The sequence below is a fragment of the Paenibacillus algorifonticola genome, from assembly GCF_050481745.1.
GTDB classification, from domain to species: Bacteria; Bacillota; Bacilli; order Paenibacillales; family Paenibacillaceae; genus Pristimantibacillus; species Pristimantibacillus algorifonticola_A.
On record NZ_JBCNGR010000002.1, the window covers coordinates 161,397 to 185,124 of the forward strand.

Sequence of the window (23,728 nt, forward strand, 5' to 3'; positions counted from 1 at the left end):
GGACCTCTTCTTTTCCAAGCCATTGCCGCATAATCTAGGGTTAAAATGATACCCTGGGGGTGTTGCCATGAACAACCAACCGCGCTCAAGAAAAAAGCCTAATTTCCTTGTCATTCTCGTCGATGAGGAGCGCTATCCTCCCATCTATGAGAACGCGGAAATTAAGCAATGGAGCAAAGAAAATCTCGTAGCCCAGCAATTCCTGAGAAAATCGCACAGCATGGAATTTCACAGGCATTATATTGGAAGCGCAGCGTGCTGTCCGAGCCGAGCTACCTTAATGACCGGGCAATATCCTTCGCTCCACGGAGTCAGCCAAACGACGGGAATTGCCAAGGAACCGTTTGACTCGGATATGTTTTGGCTGGGCAGCAATACGGTGCCTACGCTTGGGAACTATTTTCGCGAGGCAGGATACCAAACCTACTATAAGGGAAAATGGCATTTTTCCTACCAAGATATCATTATTCCCGGAACCCATCAAAGCGTCCTCAGCTATTCCCCCGAGAACGGTATTCCCGATCGTGAAAGGGAGGGGCTCTATTTGCATGCCAATCGAATGGACCATTTCGGATTTTCCGGCTGGATTGGCCCAGAGCCTCACGGCAGAGATCCGCGGAACTCCGGTTCGTCTGCTGCTATAGGCCTGAGCGGCCGAGATATCGTCTATGCCTCAGAAGTGGTTTCACTGATTCAAGCTCTTGCGGATGAGAAAGAGCGGAATGAGGCGGCAAAGCCATGGCTCGTCGTGTCTTCATTTGTGAACCCGCACGATATTGTTTTATACGGCGCTCTCGCTGCGCAGCTGCCTACCTTCAATTTTGACATCGGGCCAATGCCTCCGGTCGCGCCAGCCCCGACTCAAAATGAACCTTTAGATACGAAACCGCGCTGCCAAAAAAGCTACCAGCAAATTTACCCGCGCGCGCTGCAGCCGATTATTAATGAGCCTCATTACCGTAAGCTCTACTACCATCTGCAAAAACAAGCTGATATGCAAATGCAGAAAGTGCTTGAGGCTCTCGCTCAATCCTCTGCCTATGATGATACGATTGTCATTTTCACTTCCGATCACGGAGATTTACTTGGCTCCCACGGCCGCCTCCATCAGAAATTTTACTGCACCTATGAAGAAATGCTCCATGTCCCTCTGATCATTCACAGCAAGCAGCTGTTTCCGAAGCCAGAGCCGCAGCCTTTCAACACCCTTACAAGCCATGTTGATCTGCTCCCGACTATGCTTGGGCTAGCACAAGCTAACGTAGGCGACATTCAAAGCCGCTTGCAAAAAAAATTCAGCGAGGTCCATCCCTTTGTGGGCCGTGACCTGTGCAGCTTTATTTTAGGGCAAAACACATCTGAGCCCGTAGAATCACCGATTTATTTTATGATCGACGACGATGTTACGCGGGGCCAGCACCAAGTTAACCCAATCGGAATACCGTTTCTTTCCGTTGTTCAGCCCAATCATATTGAAACGGTAATTGCCCCTCTCTATAACGGAAACAACAAACAATTATGGAAGTATTCCCGCTACTATGATAACGAGCAGTTTTGGAGCGAACCGGGAATTAGAGACGTAACCTTTCAGCCGACCGCTCAGCATGCCGGGATTACAGCCCCCGGGTCACCCTCTGCCTCTAATATCTGCTATGTTGCAGCTATCAAAACCGTTCCTGTTGCTGAGGAATACGAGCTGTATAATCTGACCGCTGACCCCCTTGAAACACGTAATCTCGCCCATCCTGCCTTCGCAACCGAGCAGACGAAACGCGTCCAACAACAGATGACACAGCTGCTTGACGAACAACGGCAGCAAAAAAGGATAAAGCCTTATCTTACTGGCTTATCGCCAGACGAATTATAAATTCGGCAGCCTGAAATTCCTTTCACTGCTGAACACAAAAAGAGTATGAGGGCTGTTTAAACCTTCATACTCTTTTTATTTTTTTGAAAAGGGCAGTCCGACAAGATGCAACAGATGTTTCAATCATTTGTTGTTGCCTTATTGTGCGACCATAAAAATGTTTTTCTCGTAGCACTCCATACGGAGTGCTACGCTCGATAAAGATGGGCAGCCGATCAAGTCCCAGTTTCAATCCACGCACTTCATACGGAGTGCGACTTAAGGCGATCCAGGACGCAAAAAAAGAGCCTGTGGTTTCAATCCACGCACTCCATACGGAGTGCGACCGAAAGTAGCGAACCATATCGTTGAACTCAACGGTTTCAATCCACGCACTCCATACGGAGTGCGACGATATGACTCCAGAACAACAGATAGCAAGGTTGGCGGTTTCAATCCACGCACTCCATACGGAGTGCGACCATAAACGTGATAAACGTAAGCGTCTCCGTGCTGGTTTCAATCCACGCACTCCATACGGAGTGCGACGTGGGCCTCCGTCATTTAAAATAGCGTCATAAATAAGGTTTCAATCCACGCACTCCATACGGAGTGCGACAATGACGGACATGAGACAGCAACAGCGTTTGAGGTTTCAATCCACGCACTCCATACGGAGTGCGACTCAAAAGCCAGACAGCATAGTCGGTGCTCACGATATGTTTCAATCCACGCACTCCATACGGAGTGCGACGATTGAAGCAATTGCAGATTTTACGTGAAAAGGAGTTTCAATCCACGCACTCCATACGGAGTGCGACGGCCGATCATTTCAAGTGGACGTAATTGACGGTCTGTTTCAATCCACGCACTCCATACGGAGTGCGACAGTAAGCGTTTATACTAGATATAGATTTTATCGGTTTCAATCCACGCACTCCATACGGAGTGCGACGCTCTCAGCATGTTTGTGGGCACGTGCGCGCGACTTGTTTCAATCCACGCACTCCATACGGAGTGCGACTCGATTGCGCATCAATTGATGCTGATAGATTATTGTTTCAATCCACGCACTCCATACGGAGTGCGACGGATTACCTCTCTGTGCCGCGTGAATGGCTGGGAGTTTCAATCCACGCACTCCATACGGAGTGCGACGGAGTCAATCGCAAGCATCTTGCTGCAGCGGCTGTTTCAATCCACGCACTCCATACGGAGTGCGACGGCGCAAGCTACGGAGAAGTAGGAGCAACTATAGTTTCAATCCACGCACTCCATACGGAGTGCGACAGCGAAAATACATACAATTGATTCCATCATGGCATCAATTCATAATCTTTTCAAGAAAATAATGCCAAGCTTATATGATTAAAACCTTGACTTTTTAAAGAGTTACTCAAAAACGACATAAAGCGACATTTTCTGAGGTGCGAATCTCCTAGGGAATTCATGGGAGCTTCACATTCGCACCAAAAGGCGGCTACGATTGCCTTTGCTCAAATTGTAATTTTTTCATCTACGTTTTCGTCGTATCAATCGGCAAATCATAAATCCGGCAGCATGCCGCCGGAATTTCCTCAGCCAGCCACACCTCATTGCCAGCATAATAAAAAACAACCCCGAGCTCCGCAGCAAGCTTCGTATCCACTGCCAAAATCACCAGCTTGCCCCTTCGGCTGCCCGCAAGGGCTGCAAAATCCAGCCCCTCCGACAGATGGCAATATTGGCGGCCCATCGCTTGAATACCTTCGCGCAAAATAGCCGCCACCACCGCTTCATTCGTGCCATGATACAACACCTGCGGCGGCACCGCAGCCGGATAGCTCACCTTCTGCACGCTATGCCCATAACGGGCGCGAATGCGCCCGTCTGTAAGCTCAAAGCGCTGCTTAGATGAGCGCTCTACAACATAACAAATATGCGCTTCTGTTATGCTGCTCCAATCCGGCTGCCGATTAATTGCAGCCAGCAGCTCGCTGAGCAAGCAGGAGCCCTCCGCTTCATCGAGCAGGACGCCGAACTTTTCGGGCGCATGCCGCAATATTTTGGTCATCATCTTGCTGAGGCTTTTTTCCCGTTTGTCCATTAACATCGCTTAAGCCCCCTTAATTGTCGCCAGCGGCTTGCATTTGGCCACAACCTCGGCAAGTCCGGCTCCAACGACACTCTCAATAATTTGATCCACATCCTTGTACGCCTGCGGCGACTCGTCGACCATCGACTCCAGCGAACGCTGGTTGAGAACAATTTCGTCCTCCATCCCTACCCGCATCGATGCGGCAAACTCTTCAACTGTAATGAGCCGTTTGCTCGCACTCCGCGAACGGATACGCCCTGCGCCATGGCAGATGGAGTGGTAATTGTCGCGTCCTCCCGGCTTGCCCACCATAATGTAGGAGGAGGAGCCCATCGAGCCGGGAATGAGCGCCGGATGCCCCGTTTCCTTATATGGCTCAGGATTATCCGGATGCTGTGCAGGAAGCGCTCTTGTCGCCCCTTTGCGATGCACGAAATACGAATGCCCGTCATGCTCTTCCTCCCATGCATAATTGTGCATGAGATCATACAGCGTCGACATTTCAAATTTGCTGCCAAAAACATCCTTCCCCGCCTCGCGAATCGCATAAGCGATGAGGTGGCGATTGACGACCGCATAGTTCAGTGCGGAATACATCAGCTCTACATAATCTTTGCCCAGTTGATGTGCAAGCGGCGCGAACACCAGCTTTGGATCAGCGGTGCCCATCCCTTCGGCTTTCATCATTTTAGTCATATTGCTGCTGCAATATTGGCTGACCGAGCCGCCCCATGCACGCGAGCCGGAATGTATCATGATGACGACCTGACCGTCGGTCAAGCCCCAGGCTTCCGCGATTTCGCGGTTTTCCTCGGGAATTTCAATCGCCTGAATTTCAGCAAAATGATTGCCGCCGCCAAGCGTGCCGAGTTGGCGATGCGAGCGATGCCATACCCGTTCCGGAAATAAGTCGAGCGCGCCGCCTTCTACATAAAATTTGCTGCTTTCCACGTGCGTCAGCGAAGTCGCTTTACGCGGTGTATAAGCATCCGGAATATATTTTTTCGGCAAGCCGTGCAAGCCTTTTTTCACAATATGCTCTAAGCGAATATCTGAAAAATAGCCCCGCCCATGCTCTTCCATTGGCAAATATTTCTCAATCGCCTTCACCAGCTTGCGGCGCAGCTTCACATCCTTCAATTCGTCCTTGTGCAAATTGGTCAAATGAACCCGCATGCCGCAGCCAATATCGCTGCCGACAATTGAAGGCGAGACGTAGCCGTCCTCCATATTCCATACCGCGGTCGTCCCAATGCACGTACCAACGCCAACATGAACGTCAGGCGTGTACCCCATATAAACTTGATTCGGAATTTGCAAATTGTTGTTTGCCAGCTCAAAAACCTTATAATCCAGCGCAGCAAACAGCTCTGGTCCTGCATATACATGCACCTGCCCCGAAGGCAGCTTCACTTGTTGATAATAGTTTTGTAACATACTCTAAATTTCCTCGTTTCCTATGCTGCGGCTGCGCCCTGCCGCCTTACCTGCCGACCTATTCCGTGCCCGGCCCCCATACTTCCCGAAGTGCCGAGCGAAATAGTTCATCCAGCGCTTGATCCTGCTTCTGAACTGAAGCTGGCGCATGCTTTGCCACTTCCTCGTAATAGGCGATACGCCTAGCAAGAAAATCGTTAATTACGCTGATTTTCGGCTCCAAATCCAGCTCGATGCCTGCTTTCTTGCGTTCAAGCAGCGTAAGCACCTCGCATTTAAGCGGCGAATCCGGCAGCAGCTCATGCACCAGTTCCTCAAACAACAGAGGAGGCACGGTGCCTCGCTCTTCAACCCATTGGCAGGCGAGCACCGGGCGCAGCACGTAGAAATATTTTTTAATTTTCACTTGGTCGCCCTGCAAATACTCGCGAAAGTTACCTTTCGCCATATGCAGATAATGATAGATGCTGGAGCGTGGCGAGAAGCTCGCCGGGAGGAGCTCGCGAATTTGCTCTGCTACCGTCGTCTCCTCCAAATAGTTGATCGGCGATTGCAGCCATTCCAGCAGCGGCGGATTCGATTTGCGGAATAAATTCAGCGCCTTTTTCAAATCCCAGCCGTTAATATCGAGCATGTCGCTGATCGGGCGTTCGATCACATCGCGCTGCTCAAATATGGATAAATACCAATTCGTCTCCCGCACATAAATAAATCTTACATCGTAATCACTGTCCTTCGATGGGAAGCCCCATGCGCGGCTGCCTGACTCACAGGCATACACGATACGCACGCGTTCCTCCGCTTCTATTTTGCGCAGCTCGGCTGCTATTTTAGCTTGATAATCGCTCATCCGAAGCCCTCCTTTGATTTTTTGGCAACAAAAAAGAAGCTACGGACATTCGAGCATCGTCCATAGCCTCTTAAGTGATTAGAGCTATTGCAAGTCAGTATAGACAGCGCACAGCTGACCTATATTCCTTCGACTTACAGCAGTTGATTCCGCTGAGGCCGACCCGCATGGACGTTAGCTATGAAGTTGGTTGGTGGGATAATCATCATATTTACGGACATTTGTTTCGGCCTCCCTTCAAGTTATTTCGTTCATCTTACTCGCGTACCCAACAATTGTCAACCCATTTTTAACTAATTTACGATGGATACTGTTCTGTTGCAAATCATTTGATTATTTAGTACTGTTTAAATCATAGTTAAACAGTAGGATTAAACAAAACAGGAGGAGAAAAATTGGCTAACATTCATAAAAATTTAACCGAACTAATTGGAAATACGCCGCTGCTTGAGCTTGTTAATTTTGGAAATTCACAAAACTTGCAAGCAGCTGTAATAGCAAAACTGGAGTATTTAAATCCAGCTGGAAGCGTAAAGGATCGTATAGGCTTTGCCATGATTAAAGATGCCGAAGAAAAGGGTCTCATTCATAAAAACTCGGTCATTATCGAGCCAACGAGCGGCAATACCGGAATCGGGCTAGCGTTTGCCGCCGCAGCTCTAGGCTATAAGCTAATCATTACCCTTCCTGAAACGTTTAGCATTGAACGGCGAAAGCTGCTGCTTGCGCTTGGTGCCGAGCTGATTTTAACACCGGAAGCGGAAGGCATGACGGGCGCCATTAGACGGGCCGAGCAGCTTGCTGCTGAGACGCCAAATTCTTTTATCCCCCAGCAGTTCAACAATCCTGCCAATCCGGAAATTCATCGCAGCACAACCGCAGAAGAAATATGGCGCGATACGGACGGTGAAGTTGATATTTTCATCGCTGGTGTAGGAACAGGCGGTACCATATCTGGCGTAGGGCGGCTTTTGAAGGAACGCAAGCCCGCTGTGCAGATCATTGCGATTGAGCCCTACGATTCGCCTGTATTGTCTGGAGGCAAGCCGGGTAGACATGCTATTCAGGGACTTGGCGCCGGATTTATTCCAGACAATTTCCACAGCCAATATGTCGATGAGATTTTCAAAGTTAAAAAAGAAGATGCGTTTGCAGCTGCAAGATTGCTTGCAAGAACCGAGGGCCTGCTGGCCGGAATCTCCTCCGGCGCAGCTGCATATGCAGCAGCACAAATTGCCAATCGGCCAAGCAATGCAGGCAAAACCATCGTCGCTTTGCTTCCAGACAGCGGAGAGCGTTATTTATCTACATCGCTGTTCCCTTCTATCGATTAGTAATAGATTTCACTTTATCATTCTTGCTTTGCGCTCAGCAGCGAATTGAGCTGCTCCAGCATATTGCCGCCGCTGGACAGCGAAATCGTACCGATTTTCTCGCAAATTTTTTCCATGAACTCCAGCTCTTTGAGGCGGTACAGCGTCGTATTTTCATCCATCAGCTTCGCTGTGTTCAGCAGACTGCGGGTCGAGGCCGTTTCCTCGCGGCGGGTAATGAGATTGGCTTGCGCCTTCTTCTCCGCAATGAGCACCGTGTTCATAATGTCCTTAATATCGCCTGGCAAAATAATGTCCTTCACGCCTGCCGACAGAAACTGGACGCCGTAATCATCGCCTTTCTCATTAAGCCGGGAAAGCACGAATGCGGCGATTTCCTGCTTCATCTTCAGCAGATCATCGAGGCGCAGCGTACCGACATATTCCCGCAAAATCAGCTGGAGCGCGATATACACTTGATCCTCAAATGATTTAATCATCAGCACTTTAAGCGGATCGATGATCTTGTATTGGCAGACGAAGTTGAGCCGCAGCGTCACCTTGTCCTCCGTCATCATTTCCTGTCCCGTCAAATCGAGCTGCTGCTGACGCAAATCCGTCTTGCGGACGAGCACCGTCGTCGGGCCATTCCAGAAATAATATTTGCCCGGCGCCAGCTCCCGCTGCATCACATTGTTATAAAACAGTGCCGCTGTCTCATAATTCGCGACCTCCACGCACTGGTAATAGCCATTAAGCTTAGACATAATCGCGAGATTAATGTCCTTGCTGATCTCAGGCTGGCGAATATCCGCATGAACGAACGTATGCTTTTTCAGCACATTCCAGAAAATATGCTTGCCTGCCGTCAACAAGGAATGAAATTTCCCATCTACATAATGCAGCACATATTCAAAATCCTGCACCTCAACGATAGTAAGCTGGGCAAGCAGCTCCTGATCATGCAGAAACATATCGGAATCCTTGCCCGCAACTTGAAAACGCTTCGTCACATTCAGTACAGTCGCCGTTTCCTCGCGCCATGCGGACAATCGGTATTTGCCTGGCTGCAGAAGCTTGATATAGCCGCCTTTACGGAACAGCAGCGCGCGCTCATCATCCTGTATTATTAATGGATTTTTAAATTTAGCCGTCATATAAAGCCACCTCATTCAGGTTAGTTAAACGTTAGATTGATTGATTTGTCATTTGAGTCGCTGTGATTCTTACAATCAGGAATGCTTCCTGCGGCTAAAGCGGAATCAGGCTTAAGAGCATTTGAAGCGCAGCAATCTGCACGGTGCTCTGCGAAGCATAGCGGCCGCGTTCAAATTCAACCAGCCGATCCTTCGCTTTGCTAACCGCAAAATATACCCGCTTGCCCTGCTCGGTATCCACCGATTGCATAGCCGAGCCACAGCGCCGCCGTAAAGGCCGGCATGAGCATTCCTGCTGCAAGAGTCTCTCATTTTTTTGCTCCTTGGAAGGGAGTTAATGTGTGCTATAGCATGGCTACAGCTGTACCAATACTCCGTATCAACTACGGTTGGGATTCGAACCCGATTGTAAAGCTAGGGGCCCAAGCTTCATGCGCTTTGCAGCACACAAGCGCACAGTGTGCGCCCGTACTGCTGGATCATATTGAAATCCATGCCATGGCAAGCCATAAGCTAAGCAGCCCAATCTATAATTGAAGTTATCTTAAATAGCAAGGTTAAGGAGCTGCGAGGAAATTAGCGGTACTTTATTTCGTCGCAGTCTCTAAGTGCCTTTAATGGCAGCCATCGGCTGGCATTTGGCAACGACAGCGGCAAGCGAAGCGCCGACCACACTGTCGATAATTTGATCCACATCCTTATAAGCCTGCGGACATTCATCGAGTATATCCTGCAGCGAGCGATGGTTGACCAAAATTTCATCGTCGCTCCCGACGCGCAGCGATTGCTCGAATTGATCAACGGTGACCAGTTCCTTCGTCGCCCGTCTCGATCTGGCGCGACCCGCCCCATGGCAGATGGAATAGAAGTTTTTCACTCCTTCATCCTTGCCGACCATAATATAGGATGCCGTTCCCATCGAGCCTGGAATGAGGGCGGGATGCCCCGTCTCCTTATAAGCAGGCGTATTTAAAAAATGGTTCGGCGGCAGCGCACGCGTCGCCCCCTTCCGATGAACGAGCATCGTCTGCTTGCGGTGAAACTCCTTGAGCGCATAATTATGCATCAGATCATAAAGCACAGGCAGTTCCATCTCCGGGCCAAAAATATCCCGGAACGCTTGCTGGACGCCAAACGCAATCATATGGCGATTGCTGACGGCGAAATTCAGCGCTGAATACATGAGATTCAAATACATTTGTCCCTCATGGCTTGCAATCGGTGCATACACCAGATTTGGATCAGGGTTTCTGATTCCCCACTGGTACATCGATTCTTTGATGACCTTGTTATATTCACGGCCAACGGCAGCACCCCAGGAGCGCGAGCCGGAATGAATCATGATGACGACCTGGCCATCGAACAGGCCCCATTTTTCCGCCAATTCGCTGTATTCCTCATTGATGTCCAAATATTGAATTTCAATAAAATGGTTGCCGTTGCCGAGCGATCCCAACTGCCCGTGGGCATTACGCATAATTCGGGGCGGCAAATGCTCCAGCGCAGCATGATCGAAGGCAAATGCCGCCTGCTCGACGTGCGTAAGCCATTGCTCACTTGGCACATACTGGGCCGGAAGCCCTTTTAGCCCATGCTGCACAACGCTCATAATATCGATATCCGCGTAATTCGTATTCGTCCGCTCATGGGTTGGCACGTATTTTTCAATCGCTCTAATTAGCGCCCGACGCACCTCTTTATCCTGAATTTCACGCTTATGCAGCGGCGTTGTATGCACCCTCATGCCGCAGCCGATATCCGATCCCACAATCGACGGCGAGATAAAGCCATCCTTCATATTCCAGACGGCCGTCGTTCCTATACACGTTCCTACTCCAATATGCGCATCCGGCGTATAACCCATATATTGATTGCGCGGAATGCGCAAATTGTTGTCAGCCATTTGATATACATTAGGCTCAAGCGATGCAAATACTTCATCATTTGCGTACACATGCAGCTTTCCGTTTGGAAGGCTTAGCTCGCGGTGATTGGTTCCTTTAAGCTGAATTATCTTCATTGTGCTGGTCATTGCTGTTCCTCCTTCATTCTGCCCTGCATCATTGATGCTCCGTAGCCTCTCTTATGTATCTGATTTTGCCTTAAAAATCCCCCCTCGAACATGGTGAAAGTATTACGACCAGGAAAAATATAACGATTTTTCACGCCTATGGTCTTTTTTGACAACGCTGCTGATCCTTCATAGAATAAAATAATAGTAAGCGAAAGTAAGCCGGAAGGCAGGGGAACACCATTGGCTAAAGAAAGCTTTGATAAAGAGATTCAGTTTCTGCGCATGCTTGTGTTAACAAGCGGAGCCTATAATCGGCAGCAATTCGCAGATCGGCTCGGCATCTCCATTCATACATTTGATAAAACGATTAAAAAGCTCAAAGAAATTGTAAACGCCGTCTACCAGCAGCTTCCCGAGGAACAAGGCAAGGAATTTGCTGAGACGGTTCGTTACAGCTATTTTGATTCTGCCGATCCTATGCTGCTCTTTCTATTCCGCGCCAAGTCGCTGAAGGAAACCGAGAGCAAGCGTATTTCCCTGCTGCTGGAGACGCTGCAAAGCGGCAGTGCAATGACTGCCATGGAACTGATGGATGCCTGCTGCGGCAATATGTCCGCTGAGCTGGCTCCCCCGGATGAGAAAACAGTGCGCAGCGATCTGAAATATTTGGAGGAGGTCGGCGTCATCCGCAAAGAACCGGGGCCTCGTCCGTACCGCTACCGGCTGGCAAACGAGCTGGTGCAGGAGCTGACGGAGGAGGAGCTGCTGGATTTATACGATTTTGCCGACGTCATGGCGAATACGCATGTTCCTTCCGTACAGGGCTATATGCTGCGCGACAGCTTGAAAAAGCATTTGCAGCGCACGCAGAAGGACAACGTCACGCTGGACGCTTTTTTATATAAATATCATTTCTACTCCCGCCTGCTGGATGAAGCCCATTTATTTCGCCTGCTGGCAGCCATTCGCGAGCGCCGCAAGGTGAAATTTCTTTATTTTTCGCCGAAAAAAGAAACAAGCTACGCGTCTCGTAACACGAACCCTTTGTTCGAGCGCGATACAACGGGCAAGGAAGAGGTCGCTATTCCGATTAAAGTCGTATACGACCACCAGTATGGACGCTGGTATTTGCTCGGCTTCCGCTCAGGCAAAGGTATTGTGAAATACAGGATGGAGGGCATGACGCAAATTGAGGAGGGCGAGGCAGTGCCACAGGAGCAATTTGAGCAGCATCTGGCACAGCTAGAAGCGCGCACGGCGCAAAGCTGGCTCATTGATACGGGAAGAACCGTTATGGTGCGTGTCCGTTTCTTTCACCCTGTAGGGGCACCGCATAACTTCATTAAGGAGCGTGTGTTGCTGCAGGGGCAGTGGGGACGCATTACTGAGGAGGCTGGTGCGGATTCTTTCTTATATGAAATCGAAGTGAACGGCACGTTCGAAATCAGGCCTTGGCTGCGCAGCTTCGGTTCAAGCTGCGAGGTGCTGGAGCCTCTCCATTTGCGTAACGAGATGATTGACGAATGGAAGGAGATTGCTGGCTACTATGAATCCGTTTGAGAAAATATTCAACTATCAGCTCATGTCCCGCCTTGAAGACTCCGGCACCTTTATGGTGACGGGGATTGAACGAAGCTGGCTAAAGGCGATGCTGCAGCATCCTGAAGCGGTGCAAGCTTTTGCGCCCGGAACACTCGCGAAGCTCGAAAGCCTGCTTGAGCAGGAGAGCGTGATGGAAACAGCCGGTCCACTCATTCAGAAAGCCGCCAGCAAAGAACTGCAAGTGTACCACCCGCTGCTGCGCCAGCTTAGACGCTCGATAATGCATCGCAACCAGATCAAGCTGAGCTACATGATCAAAAACGGCAGACAGCACGAACACCAAGCCGGTTTGCCCTATAAGCTGGAATATTCCATGGTGAAAAAAGAATGGTATTTGCTCTGGTATCACCAGCGCCACAGGACACTTATGAGCACGAAGCTGCAAACGATTCTCGCCATTCAAGATATACCTTGCGAGCCCGAGCGTTATGTACAGCTTACCGCCTCCATTGAGGCACTGCTCACCAAGCGCAGCACGAGTGCAGTCATTCAGGTTATGGAAACGTATAATGCGGAGCTGTCGCGAATTTTGTACGCTTTTTCCTGCTTTGAGAAGGTTGTGTCCTACGATGACCAACTCAATCGTTATACGATTAAGCTGACGTTTCCAAGTAATGAAGCAGAATATGTTTTGTCAAAAATCCGCTTCCTCGGCAAGCGAATTAAAGTGACCGAAGGTGATTATTTGCAGCGCCGCATGCGTGAAGCATCGTCCCTTGCGCTCGCAAGATATGGAGCGTCGCCAGATCAGCAAGCGCTCTAATTCGTTCGATTCGTTCAAAAAACGGATTAGATGTCCCGTTCTTTACCAAGTAATGTATAGCCTTCGGGTAAAAAGAGACGTATAATAATGGAAACCCTGATTTCATCATCTTTCCAAGCTTAGGAGGAACCATCCTTGAACGACTATAACAATGGGCATAATTATCAAAACCATGCGCCATTTCAGCCCCCATTCCAGCCACCGGTGCAGAAGACGAACGGTGCTGCAATTGCCGCGCTCGTGTGCGGCATTACATCCTTTATCCCGTTCATCGGTATACTATTAGGCATTGTCGCTGTCGTAATGGGCATCGTTTCGCTTAATCAAATTCCCAAAACGCGAGAGCAAGGACGCGGCATGGCGATAGCTGGCCTCATTTGCGGAGCTATTAGCCTATTCCTCAGCTTGCTGGTGTTTTTACTTTTTATAATTGGCATCATGAGCTACGAGGACAGCATGTACAACTATGGCTGGAACGAAGGCTACTACAATGCCTCGATCCAGCTTGTCAACGCCCTGAACTTGTAGAGGTGTTCCACGTCTACCTTTTTCGCACACAAATAAGCGCCAACATACCGTGCAGCATGGCTGCCCGCTCGTATGTTGGCGCTTTTCGTTTATGGGGCTATACTTCCCGCATAAAATCCTCCAGGTTTTTGTCTGCCTTCGACTGGTTGCACATATGGCAAGCACAAACGCAATTGTCCGGTGTCGTATGGCCGCCCTTGGCGCGCGGAAGCATATGGTCGATCGTATCGCCATACTGCTTGCAGAAAAAGCAAGTATAATTATCCCGCGTTAAAATATATTTACGAAAATCTTTATTGCTGAACAGCCTGCGAATCGTCCGGCGATTCACGACAACGGCAGCATGCTCCTTCACGAGTATAACGGCCAGCTCCAGTTCAATTTCCTGATACCACTGCCTGCCCTTGTCGGTTTTGCCTCTCATCCATACCGTGCCTTGCCCGGAAGGACGCAAATAGGTAGGGTCCGTCGGCGAATGGTTCGACGGCTTCGGCAAAGGACGCTGCTTCGGCGAGCGGGCAGCCGTCTTCGCCCGCGGCGCCTTCTTCTCTGGCTTGCGAACGGCGCCTGGCCTGCTAACTGTGCCAGCTTCCTGCGCCACTGCCGCCAATGCTGAATCCGTTCCTGGCGGCTGGGCGACTGCTTTCGGGGCGGCTGCGCCTGCTTTCGCCGCTTCCCTGCCGCCCGTCTCCTTCGCCGCGTGCTCAGCTGCGGCGGCTACTGCCGCTGCGGCCTTCGCCCGCCTTCTTCTCCCGCCGCGCTTCCGGCGGGACTTCTTCTGGACGCCAGCAGCCGCCGCTTCCGGCCTAGACTCATCTGCGGCGCCTGCTTGTACAACTGGCGCCTCCACAACAGCTGCTGGCGCGGCCTGCGAGCTCGCCCGTTCTTTCCTGCAGGAGCGGCAGGCGCCGCGCCGCGAGTCAGGACCCGAGCGCCGGCCGGTACGGCGCAAAAAATCGCCAAGCGGCTTGTCTTCGTTACAGTACGCGCACTGCTTAATCGGCGTTTGTATGATTTCTACCATTGGTATTGTACGGGCCTGGCAAGCATGAGCCTGCGTACCCGTTATTGTCACCTCAAATTTTTATAGATATGTTTGATGCCTGTTGATTTAAATAGATTTACAGCTTCATCCGATAAATAGGCTTATTTTCAAGCCCGCGAATAAAGGGTGTCCACGGTTCCGTGTCCGGCGTCGTATCCAGCGCATCCTCTACCATCTGCAGCTTGGCATCCATGGCATCAATATGATGCAGCGCGACCGCTTCTGCTGTCTGAGGCTGCACCGGGCTGCCCCATTCACCTAAATTGTGATGGGATAGCACCAAATGCTGCAAGCCGAGCACCTTTTCCGATTCCAGATCAATGTCACAGCGAATAGCCGCTTCCGTAATCCAGTTGGATGCGAGCGAAATATGCCCCATCAGCTTGCCAGACAGGCTGTATTCGGATACGATCCCTAGCTGGGCAACCATCTCCTCCGGCTTGGCAATATCATGCAGCACAATGCCTGCCTTGATTAAATCGGCATTCAAGAACGGACGCTGCTTGCAAATAAAAGCGCCAATTTCCAGCATCCGTACAATATGATAAGCAAGTCCGGCAAAATAAGCGTGATGATGCGTCTTCGCCGCCGGATAATGCATCAGTCTGTCCTCGACCTTATCTACGCAATACGTGACGATGGTCCGAATTTCCTGATCAGCGATGCTCTCCGTTACCTGTTTAATCGTATGCACGAGGTCAACTGGACGAACCGGAGCCGAGCGGATGAAATCCGTCAGCGCTACCCCGTCCTCTTCCGTAACTTTGCGCATGCGCGAAATTTTTATTTGCAGCTTCTCCCGGTATGTATGAGCGTTGCCTTGGATTTTTACCAATCCCATCGGGAAAAAGGTTTCCTTATCCGCACTCGATACGTCCCAATATTTAGCGGAAAGCTGGCCGCTGGCATCGCATAATACGATGTCAAAATAATCTTTGGGCGTTGCCCCGTTCGTTTGCTTCACTTCCAGCTCTCTGAGCAAATAAAATCCGGTAAAATCGTCTCCGCTCACCAGTTGGTTAATCAATGTCATTATGCCCTGTCCCCGCTTTCCCTTTGACCAAACATCGCCTCAATTTTTTGATTTAAAACGTCCAGCAGCGGAAAGCTGCCTTCATGGCCGAGGCTGTCCGCCACCGCCTTGTAATACCATTCCTGCTGCTCCTTGCCGCGGTTGAAGCGTTCCCATACCTTCTCGCCCTCCCGCTCATAAGCGGCAAGCGTCGAGCCCATATTATGCAGCTTATCCGCGCAGGCTACCGTCTTGATGTCTAGCGGTGCCGTTTTCAAATAATCCAGTTTATATTGCTTGCGCTCTTCCCAAGACAAGGATTTGTTGGGCTCTGTACAGCCAACGACAATTCGCGTCACTTCCGGGCCGAAACGCTCCAGCAGCGCTTCCTCCGTCGCCTCCGTATCTTCGAGCGTATCATGCAAAATGCCCGCAGCGATCCACTCCGCCTGGCAACCAGCCTCCATTAATATCATACCCACACCGAACGGATGTGAAATATAAGGAATATTTGACCCTTTGCGAAGCTGATTCCCATGCAGCACCGCTGCATAATCAATTGCTTTTTGAATCAGGCTCATGAATGTACACCTCCAGGTTCAAGATCGTCCTGCTTTTATCTATAGATGCATCGTGATTTCACGCAAGCTGCTGTTGATTTTTCATACAACTTTAGTCTAGCATCTTCCTGTATATGCAAACAAGCACGCGTTTAGGCCTGGACCAAAAAAACCGTCAATAAAACAGCGTTTTCATAAACTCAAACGAAAAAAACTCCAACCCCACTTCTTACAGTAGGGTTGGAGGCTTCTATGCTGCTGTTAAACGTTCATTACTGTGCTGGCTTTACCCCTTGCTCTTCAAGTGACTGGTCGCCAGCCTCTCCTTCAAGCTGCTCATTATGTTCTTTAATGAATTGATGCGCATTGTACAGCATCGCTGTGGATTCAGCACGATTTAAAATTTGCTGTGGATGGAATTCGCCTTTATCATCCAAAGCAGTAAGCTTGTATAGCAAAGCGCGTTGAATTGTGCCTTGATATTCAGTCGTAATGTCACTCTCGTCCGAAATGACGACATACATTTTGATCAACGGGTATTGTCCGGTCTTTTCCAGCGCCTGTACGAGGTAATGGGTGAACTGTTCGCGCGTCATTGGGGCATTCGGATCGATGCTCGCTGGAATGTCGAGTCCGTTGTAGTGCGCAATGATGAAGCTGTCCGCGTACCAGGCATTATTTTTCACATGATCAAAGATGCCTTCTGCTTCTGGACCTTTATTAAATGAAATGGCGGCAAGGCTAATTTGCGTCGTCTTTACAATAAGCGAAATACCTTGTGCATTTGTTAAGTTTTCTTCCGGCTGGAACAGCGATTGCGATACGCCATTTACAATTCCGAGCCCTTGAAGCGTCTCAATTTGCGCCTTCTGCGGGGAGGTTGCGATATCCGTAAATGAACTTGCTGCGAAAGCCTGACCTGTCAGCGCTACCGATAGAGCCACGGCAGCAGAAATAGATGCTGTTGCTATACGTTTCTTCATTAGAATCAATCTCCTTTAGTTGTTGAACGCGTTCTATTCCTATAAACGATGCCTGTTTCAAAAAGGTTGCAGCCTCTTCCTTTCGCTTTGAGCCGTTATCCCCATAGCTCAGAAACAGCTCGCCGCTTGCAGTGTCCCACCCTTTTCTGAGCTAAGGGGATAACCGGCAAAAGAGAAATTTACCGCTGCCTCTAAGAATGGACAATTGAAACTTTAGGCAGGCTGCTTCGTATAAATTGAAAGGGCATACATTTTTTGTTCAAAGCCCTTAACAATCGGTTTTGAATAACCGATAAATGGGAGAGACTGAGAAGATGGACTAGCGGCTCACCGATTGATCTATTTTCAAGATAGTTATGATACATAATCGTTATTTAAGTTTCCATGTCGTTCTGTACTATAATGAAGTCATATGCTAGTTCTGATTCCGTCCATAAACTTACAAAATTCAAAGACGGAGGTATCTGTCGAAAATGTCGATTGGCAATGAAACTAACCCAAACCCGTGGGAAGGCTATTATGGCCCCAACTATGGGTACATCCAAGAACAATATGAGCTATTTAAACAAAACCCGGAAACCGTAACATCTGAATACCGCGATTTATTTGCTCGCTTTGGCGAGCCGCCTGCTTATGCAGGTCAAACTGCCGCTGCACCTCAAACGGTGGGCGCTGCTTCAATCGATGCGAAAACGCTTCAAAATTTGGTCGCTGCCGGCAAGCTTGTATGGAACATTCGCGCTTTCGGTCATTTGGCGGCTGATATTGATCCGCTCGATATCGGACCTAAATCAAATACGAAGATGCTAAGCCCGGAAACGTATGGCATCACTCAGACGGATCTGCTGGCTTTACCTGCTGAGCTCGTATGGACGAATGCCCCTTCCGATGTTGCTAATGCATGGGAAGCCATCCAGAAGCTGCTTAAAGCTTACACAGGTACGCTTGCTTTCGAATTCAGCCATGTGCATGATGAAGCGGAACGTGCTTGGCTCAAGAAGCGCGTTGAGCGCGAGCTGCCTTCTGCTGCACTCAACAAGGAAGAACGCAAGAAGCTGCTCGTCAAGCTATTTGAAGCAGAGCAATTTGAAGATTTTCTGCAGCGCACCTTTGTTGGTCAAAAACGGTTTTCCGTTGAAGGCAACGACGTGCTTGTAGCTATAGTCGATGAATTGGTTCACGAGCTGTCAAATGACGGTGTGAGCCAAATTGCGATGGGCATGGCACACCGTGGGCGCCTTAATATTTTGGCGCATGTACTGGGCAAGCCATATACCAAAATCTTCTCCGAGTTCTACAACTCGCCGAACAAGAAGCTTATTCCGTCCGAAGGCTCGATCGGCATCAACTACGGCTGGACTGGCGATGTGAAGTACCACTTGGGCGCCAATCGTTCGTTCAAGACTGGCGAAACGGTTGAAACTCGCATTACGCTTGCGAACAACCCGAGCCATCTTGAATTCGTCAACCCGGTTGTCGGCGGCTTTGCTCGTGCAGCACAGGATGATCGCAGCAAGCCTGGTTATCCGGTAACGAACCTGGACACAGCTGCTTCTATTGTTATGCATGGTGATGCGGCATTCCCTGGCGAAGGCATCGTAGCGGAAACATTGAACATCGCACAGCTGAGAGGCTATACCAGCGGCGGTACGCTTCATGTGATCGTCAACAACCGCATTGGCTTTACTACAGAAAGCCATGATTCCCGTTCGACGCAATACGCAAGCGATGTGGCTAAAGGCTATGAAATTCCAATCGTGCACGTTAATGCTGATGATCCGGAAGCTTGCATTTTTGCAGCGCGGATGGCCAGCGAATACCGTACGCTTTTCAAGAAGGATTTCCTAGTTGACCTGATTGGCTACCGTAAATATGGACACAATGAGACGGATGATCCGGAAACGACTCAACCTCTTATCTATAAGAAAGTACGGGCTCACGCAACAGTAAGCAAAATCTACTCTGATAGATTGATTGCAGCTGGCGCTATTACAGAAGCTGAAGTAGCCGAGCTTAAGCAAGGCGTTATTGACCGCCTGAAATCAGCTTATGATGAAGTGAAGGCACGTGATGGCCAAGAGCCCGTTCATCAGACACAAGGACTGCAAGGCGAAAAGGATATCACGACTTCCGTTTCCCCTGTATCCATTGAAACCCTGCAATCGATTAATACCGAGCTGCTTCGTTTCCCTGAAAGCTTCACGGTATATCCGAAGCTGCAGAAGATTTTGGAGCGCCGCACGAATGCATTAAACGAAGGCGAGAAGCTTGATTGGGGCCATGCGGAGACGCTTGCCTTTGCTACGATTCTCGCTGACGGCAAGCCGATCAGACTTAGCGGCCAAGATGTTGAGCGCGCTACATTTGCTCACCGCAATCTCGTGCTGCATGATGCTGAAACAGGCGAAACGTTCTGCCCGCTGCACCAAATGCCGCAGGCGAAAGCATCGTTCGCCATTCATAACAGCCCGCTTTCCGAAGCTGCTGTTCTAGGCTTTGAATATGGCTATAACGTACACGCACCGGAAACGATGGTCATCTGGGAAGCGCAATATGGCGATTTCACTAACGTCGCGCAAGTGCTTATTGACCAGTTCATTTCCGCTGGCCGTTCGAAATGGTCGCAAAAATCCAGCATTGTTATGCTCCTGCCGCATGGCTATGAAGGACAAGGGCCCGAGCATTCCAGTGCACGTCTGGAGCGCTTCCTGCAGCTGTCAGGCGAAGAAAACTGGACGGTTGCCAACTTGACGAGCGCAGCGCAGTATTATCATATTTTGCGCCGCCAAGCTTCCATTACGGAAAGCGAAGCTGCACGTCCGTTGATTATTATGGCTCCTAAGAGCTTGATTCGTAACCCGCGCGTCGCTTCCAACGCTTCCGAGCTTAGTAATGGCTCGTTCAAGCTGGTCGTTGAGCAGCCGAGCCTCGGCAGCAAGCCAGAGCGCGTAGAGCGCCTGATTTTGTGCACAGGCAAGATTGCAATCGATCTGGAAGATGCAATCGAGAAGGAGCAAGGGAAAGATCTGGATTGGCTGCACATTACTCGAGTCGAGCAGCTGTATCCGTTCCCTGAGAAAGAAATTGCTGAAATTATTGCCCGCTTCCCTCAACTGAAGGAAATTGTGTGGGTTCAAGAAGAGCCGAAAAACATGGGCTCGTGGCATTATGCCGATCCGCGCATCCGTGCGCTTGCGCCTGAAGGTACAAGCGTAAGCTATATTGGACGCCCAGAGCGTTCCAGCACAGCGAGCGGTTTCCAGCAAGTACACGCTTTTGAACAGCAGCATATTATTTTGCAAACATTGAAACATAGTCCGTCATTGACATACAACTCAGGGAGGTAGCCACTGTGCAACAAATTATAGTACCAGCAATGGGAGAATCGATTACGGAAGGCACGATTTCCAAGTGGATTGTTAAGGTAGGAGATTCGGTTAAGCAAGGCGATGTGCTGCTGGAGCTTGAGACAGATAAAGTCAACATCGAAATCAGCGCCGAGCAGGATGGCACGATTCAAGAGATTACACGCAGCGAAGGCGATACGGTTCAAATCGGCGAAGCTATCGGCTCCATTGCAGCAGGCGGAGCGGCTCCGTCCGCCCCTGCAGCTGAGCCAGCGAAGGCTGCTCCAGCTGTTGAAGCAGCAGCTCCAGCGCAAGCGGCACCTATTGCGCCTCCTGTAGCAGAAGCAGACAGCAAAGGCGGTCAAGTTGCTGCTTCCCCTGCTGCAAGAAAGCTTGCAAGAGAAAAAGGCATTGACCTGTCGCAGGTCCAATCCCGCGATCCGCTTAGCCGCGTTAGCTCCGATGATGTTCGCTCGCACGGCACACAGCCGGCAGCGCCGCAAGCACCGGCTGCTCCTGCTGCAAAAGCGCCAGCTGCACCTAAATTCCAATCGGCTAAGCCTTACGAGCGCAAAAAAATGTCGCGTCGCCGGGCAACGATTGCAAATCGTCTGGTTGAAGCTCAAAGAACAGCAGCTATGCTTACGACGTTCAATGAAGTAGATATGACCGCTATTATGGACATCCGTAAACGCCGGAAACAATCGTTCTTGGACAAGCATGAGGTTGGTCTTGGTTTTATGTCCTTCTTCACGAAAGCTGTCGTTGGCGCACTGAAAGAGTTTCCGCTGCTAAACGCTGAAATCGAAGGCGAAGATATTATTGTGAAGCAGTTCTATGATATCGGTATTGCCGTATCGGCTAAGGAAGGTCTTGTTGTTCCGGTTGTCCGTGATGCGGACCGTCTGAGCTTCGCTGAAATCGAACGCTCGATCGTTGACCTTGCCGGCAAAGCCCGTACGAACTCGCTCGGATTGTCAGACCTGCAAGGCGGTACATTCACAATTACAAATGGTGGCACGTTCGGCTCGCTGCTGTCCACGCCAATCATTAACGCACCGCAAGTTGGTATTCTGGGCATGCACAAAATTCAGCTTCGTCCAGTTGCTATCGACGCTGAGCGCTCCGAGAACCGTCCTATGATGTACATCGCCCTTTCCTACGATCACCGCATCGTAGACGGCGCTGAAGCGGTACGCTTCCTCGTTAAAGTGAAAGCAATGCTTGAAGATCCAGAAACGCTTCTGCTTGAAGGTTAATAAGCATAACCGGTGAACGAATAAATGATGACACGCATAACCCCCATGGCCTAAAAGGTCATGGGGGTTATTTTTTACTTACAAAAAATAACTAATGAATGCGTAATCATTCATTTTTCTTCTCATTTTAGCTTATATTTGAATGAGAAGTTTCTCATCTATTTTTAACAATTGGTATCAAAACACTATTAAATCTAGTTTTATGGTCTCAGAGGAAATTACTCTCAATTTTAATTGTGGTATTGTATAGCTATGAACAAATAGACAAGCTATCAACCCAAAGAAGAGAGGACATTCACATCATGAAAAAACTTCGTTTTGGCAAACTGGCTGCATCCCTTGCACTTACCGCATCGCTTACTTTATCTGCTGTTCCTTTTACACAAGCACCGGCAGCTTATGCGGCGTCCGCCTCCACCCAATCCAAAATCGTTTCGGTGGCAAAAGGCTTTATGGGAACACCTTATCAATTCAGTGCTCCAACTAGCTCGACTCGCGTTTTTGACTGTTCTTCCTTCACCAAATATGTTTTTGCCAAGGTTGGCGTTTCTTTGCCGAGAAGCTCGAAGGAACAATCCAAAGTCGGTTCGTTCGTATCTCGAAGCAATTTGAAGGTTGGCGATCTCGTTTTCTTCTATTCCCCTATTCATCACGTCGGCATTTATATCGGCAATAATCAAATCATTCATACATACGGCGCTCCTGGAGTGACCGTTACGAGCTTAAGCTCCAGCTGGTGGAGCAAAAATTATGCAACGGCACGTCGCGTGCTCTAACATGAATTTGTTCTAACTCACACAAACGCCTCTACTAAGAAAAACGACTGGCGCCGTCCTCTGGCGGCAAAGCTACCGTTTCTCGATGAAATAAAAGCCGTATCGCAATCGTCAGCGTTTCCCCCAACCTGACTGCGATACGGCTTTTATTCATGTGTTTATTCCTCGTAATAAACCCGGAACATCATATCCTGATTGTAATTACCGAAGCCCTTGCCATACAGGGTAAGGCCGCCTACATGCGCAGCATCCTTATCTACCGAGATGCGCAGCGTCCAGTGATTACGATCGAGTGTAATCTGCTGCACGCTAGTGTCGCTTACCTGCTGCCCATCCACAAAGGTGCCATCCTCCTGCACGCGAATGACTTTGAGCAAGCCATATTGATTCAGGTTGCTATGCCACCAGAAAGGAGAAAACTTGCCGCGGGTACCCCCGTAATCGCCAGGGCTTGTCCACTTGCCAATGGTCGTTCCATTTAAGCTGAAGCTAATATCGGACAGCCAGTTCGGGTTATACCCTGGTGCCTCGGAGCCCAGCTCAAGCACAAGCTCAAATGCGCTCGGCCGCTGCCCTGGCAGCAAATAATTAGGGATTTTATATTCGACGTATCCCCGGCCAAACCATAAAATGCCTGCATTCATCCGCTCCGGCTCTAGAAAAAAGCGCGGATCATCGAATTGACCAATGACCTTCTCCACCGTCGCGATGCCGCAGGTTGGATGCACTTCATATTCGGTGTAATGTCCGATCGGCACCGTGCTTTCATGCATTTTTTTCACTTCGCGTGTATGATGGGGCAACTCTATTTCTATATGCTGCTCGGCGAGCGTACATATTTTATGCGTGCCTCCCTGCTTGCGCACCATCTTCGTCTCAATGAGATTCGCCTTCTCCAGCTTGCGGATATGCATCGTCACAATCGCGCTGCTGAGCCCCAGCGCCTCTGCAAGCTCTTTGACATTCATCGGGCTTACTGCCAGCAAATCTATAATATGAAGCCGCACATGGCTCGACAGCGCCTCATAGAGCGGCAGCCAAGCTATATCTGTATTGGCTTTAATCACCCTGTTCACCCTCCTTCCTCTTATCATCGCATAAAATGAAACGAGAGGGAACAACCGCCTGTATAGCCCTTCTCACCCGAGCTAAGCTTGCG

The 23,728-nt window shown here is 49.7% G+C and carries 19 protein-coding genes and 1 CRISPR repeat array; of the genes, 8 read left to right on the top strand and 11 right to left on the bottom strand.

Annotated features, from left to right (window positions below):
• Window positions 1-67 precede the first annotated feature (67 nt).
• On the top strand, window positions 68-1,867 hold the full coding sequence (locus tag ABEW34_RS01015) for a sulfatase-like hydrolase/transferase (protein ID WP_430154074.1): 1,800 nt from the start codon (window positions 68-70) through the stop codon (window positions 1,865-1,867).
• Window positions 1,868-2,092: 225 nt separating this feature from the next.
• A CRISPR array of direct repeats spans window positions 2,093-3,136; the repeat unit is 33 nt; unit sequence GTTTCAATCCACGCACTCCATACGGAGTGCGAC.
• A 226-nt stretch (window positions 3,137-3,362) separates the two neighbouring features.
• Here the strand turns inward: ABEW34_RS01015 and ABEW34_RS01020 are convergent.
• From ABEW34_RS01020 to ABEW34_RS01030, 3 genes are read right to left on the bottom strand one after another with little or no spacing between them, the layout of a single operon-like run.
• Window positions 3,363-3,938 (bottom strand): RNA 2'-phosphotransferase, encoded by a 576-nt coding sequence (locus tag ABEW34_RS01020; RefSeq protein WP_430154076.1) that lies wholly within the window; start codon window positions 3,936-3,938, stop codon window positions 3,363-3,365.
• 3 nt (window positions 3,939-3,941) lie between these two features.
• Complete coding sequence (locus tag ABEW34_RS01025; protein ID WP_430154078.1) at window positions 3,942-5,360, bottom strand: RtcB family protein; 1,419 nt, start codon at window positions 5,358-5,360, stop codon at window positions 3,942-3,944.
• Window positions 5,361-5,418: 58 nt separating this feature from the next.
• Entirely contained in the window at window positions 5,419-6,210 is a 792-nt protein-coding gene (locus tag ABEW34_RS01030; protein WP_430154080.1) for a nucleotidyltransferase domain-containing protein, read from the bottom strand.
• Window positions 6,211-6,605: 395 nt separating this feature from the next.
• Here ABEW34_RS01030 and cysK point away from each other — a divergent pair, with 395 nt between their 5' ends.
• The gene (gene cysK, locus ABEW34_RS01035) at window positions 6,606-7,544 is read left to right on the top strand and encodes a cysteine synthase A (protein ID WP_430154081.1); all 939 of its coding nucleotides are present in this window, start codon (window positions 6,606-6,608) and stop codon (window positions 7,542-7,544) included.
• Between the two features lie 17 nt (window positions 7,545-7,561).
• Here cysK and ABEW34_RS01040 read toward each other — a convergent pair whose 3' ends face one another.
• From ABEW34_RS01040 to ABEW34_RS01050, 3 genes are all read right to left on the bottom strand, one after another.
• On the bottom strand, window positions 7,562-8,680 hold the full coding sequence (locus ABEW34_RS01040) for a slipin family protein (protein ID WP_430154083.1): 1,119 nt from the start codon (window positions 8,678-8,680) through the stop codon (window positions 7,562-7,564).
• Window positions 8,681-8,774: 94 nt separating this feature from the next.
• Window positions 8,775-8,930 carry a hypothetical protein gene (locus ABEW34_RS01045; protein ID WP_430154085.1) on the bottom strand — a complete coding sequence of 52 codons (156 nt, stop codon included), beginning with the start codon at window positions 8,928-8,930 and terminating at the stop codon, window positions 8,775-8,777.
• A 354-nt stretch (window positions 8,931-9,284) separates the two neighbouring features.
• On the bottom strand, window positions 9,285-10,712 hold the full coding sequence (locus tag ABEW34_RS01050; protein WP_430154086.1) for an RtcB family protein: 1,428 nt from the start codon (window positions 10,710-10,712) through the stop codon (window positions 9,285-9,287).
• A 222-nt stretch (window positions 10,713-10,934) separates the two neighbouring features.
• On the opposite strand from ABEW34_RS01050, the gene ABEW34_RS01055 reads away from it, so the two are divergent.
• From ABEW34_RS01055 to ABEW34_RS01065, 3 genes are all read left to right on the top strand, one after another.
• Window positions 10,935-12,254, top strand: a complete 1,320-nt coding sequence (locus ABEW34_RS01055; RefSeq protein ID WP_430154088.1) for a WYL domain-containing protein — start codon at window positions 10,935-10,937, stop codon at window positions 12,252-12,254.
• Entirely contained in the window at window positions 12,241-13,059 is an 819-nt protein-coding gene (locus ABEW34_RS01060) for a WYL domain-containing protein (protein WP_430154090.1), read from the top strand. The genes ABEW34_RS01055 and ABEW34_RS01060 overlap by 14 nt, the downstream gene beginning before the upstream one ends.
• Window positions 13,060-13,194: 135 nt before the next feature.
• Window positions 13,195-13,587, top strand: coding sequence for a DUF4190 domain-containing protein (locus tag ABEW34_RS01065; protein WP_056039670.1), 393 nt, complete (start codon window positions 13,195-13,197; stop codon window positions 13,585-13,587).
• Between the two features lie 97 nt (window positions 13,588-13,684).
• Here ABEW34_RS01065 and ABEW34_RS01070 read toward each other — a convergent pair whose 3' ends face one another.
• The 4 genes from ABEW34_RS01070 to ABEW34_RS01085 form a co-directional block, all read right to left on the bottom strand.
• Window positions 13,685-14,611, bottom strand: a complete 927-nt coding sequence (locus ABEW34_RS01070; RefSeq protein ID WP_430154091.1) for an HNH endonuclease — start codon at window positions 14,609-14,611, stop codon at window positions 13,685-13,687.
• Between the two features lie 97 nt (window positions 14,612-14,708).
• Window positions 14,709-15,665 (bottom strand): 3'-5' exoribonuclease YhaM family protein, encoded by a 957-nt coding sequence (locus tag ABEW34_RS01075; RefSeq protein WP_056039667.1) that lies wholly within the window; start codon window positions 15,663-15,665, stop codon window positions 14,709-14,711.
• A complete protein-coding gene (locus ABEW34_RS01080; RefSeq protein ID WP_430154093.1) occupies window positions 15,665-16,225 on the bottom strand; it encodes an HD domain-containing protein in 561 nt (186 codons plus the stop codon). Before ABEW34_RS01080 ends, ABEW34_RS01075 begins: the two co-directional genes overlap by 1 nt.
• Window positions 16,226-16,476: 251 nt before the next feature.
• Window positions 16,477-17,187 carry an S-layer homology domain-containing protein gene (locus ABEW34_RS01085; protein WP_430154095.1) on the bottom strand — a complete coding sequence of 237 codons (711 nt, stop codon included), beginning with the start codon at window positions 17,185-17,187 and terminating at the stop codon, window positions 16,477-16,479.
• A 473-nt stretch (window positions 17,188-17,660) separates the two neighbouring features.
• On the opposite strand from ABEW34_RS01085, the gene ABEW34_RS01090 reads away from it, so the two are divergent.
• The 3 genes from ABEW34_RS01090 (at window position 17,661) to ABEW34_RS01100 (ending at window position 22,569) form a co-directional block, all read left to right on the top strand.
• Complete coding sequence (locus tag ABEW34_RS01090; protein ID WP_430154097.1) at window positions 17,661-20,534, top strand: 2-oxoglutarate dehydrogenase E1 component; 2,874 nt, start codon at window positions 17,661-17,663, stop codon at window positions 20,532-20,534.
• 5 nt (window positions 20,535-20,539) lie between these two features.
• Window positions 20,540-21,793, top strand: a complete 1,254-nt coding sequence (odhB, locus tag ABEW34_RS01095) for a 2-oxoglutarate dehydrogenase complex dihydrolipoyllysine-residue succinyltransferase (protein WP_430154099.1) — start codon at window positions 20,540-20,542, stop codon at window positions 21,791-21,793.
• Window positions 21,794-22,095: 302 nt separating this feature from the next.
• Window positions 22,096-22,569: a C40 family peptidase gene (locus ABEW34_RS01100; protein WP_430154101.1), complete on the top strand. Its 474-nt coding sequence runs from the start codon at window positions 22,096-22,098 to the stop codon at window positions 22,567-22,569.
• A gap of 158 nt (window positions 22,570-22,727) precedes the next feature.
• On the opposite strand, the gene ABEW34_RS01105 is transcribed toward ABEW34_RS01100, so the two are convergent.
• Window positions 22,728-23,636: an ArsR/SmtB family transcription factor gene (locus tag ABEW34_RS01105; protein ID WP_430154103.1), complete on the bottom strand. Its 909-nt coding sequence runs from the start codon at window positions 23,634-23,636 to the stop codon at window positions 22,728-22,730.
• Window positions 23,637-23,728 lie beyond the last annotated feature (92 nt).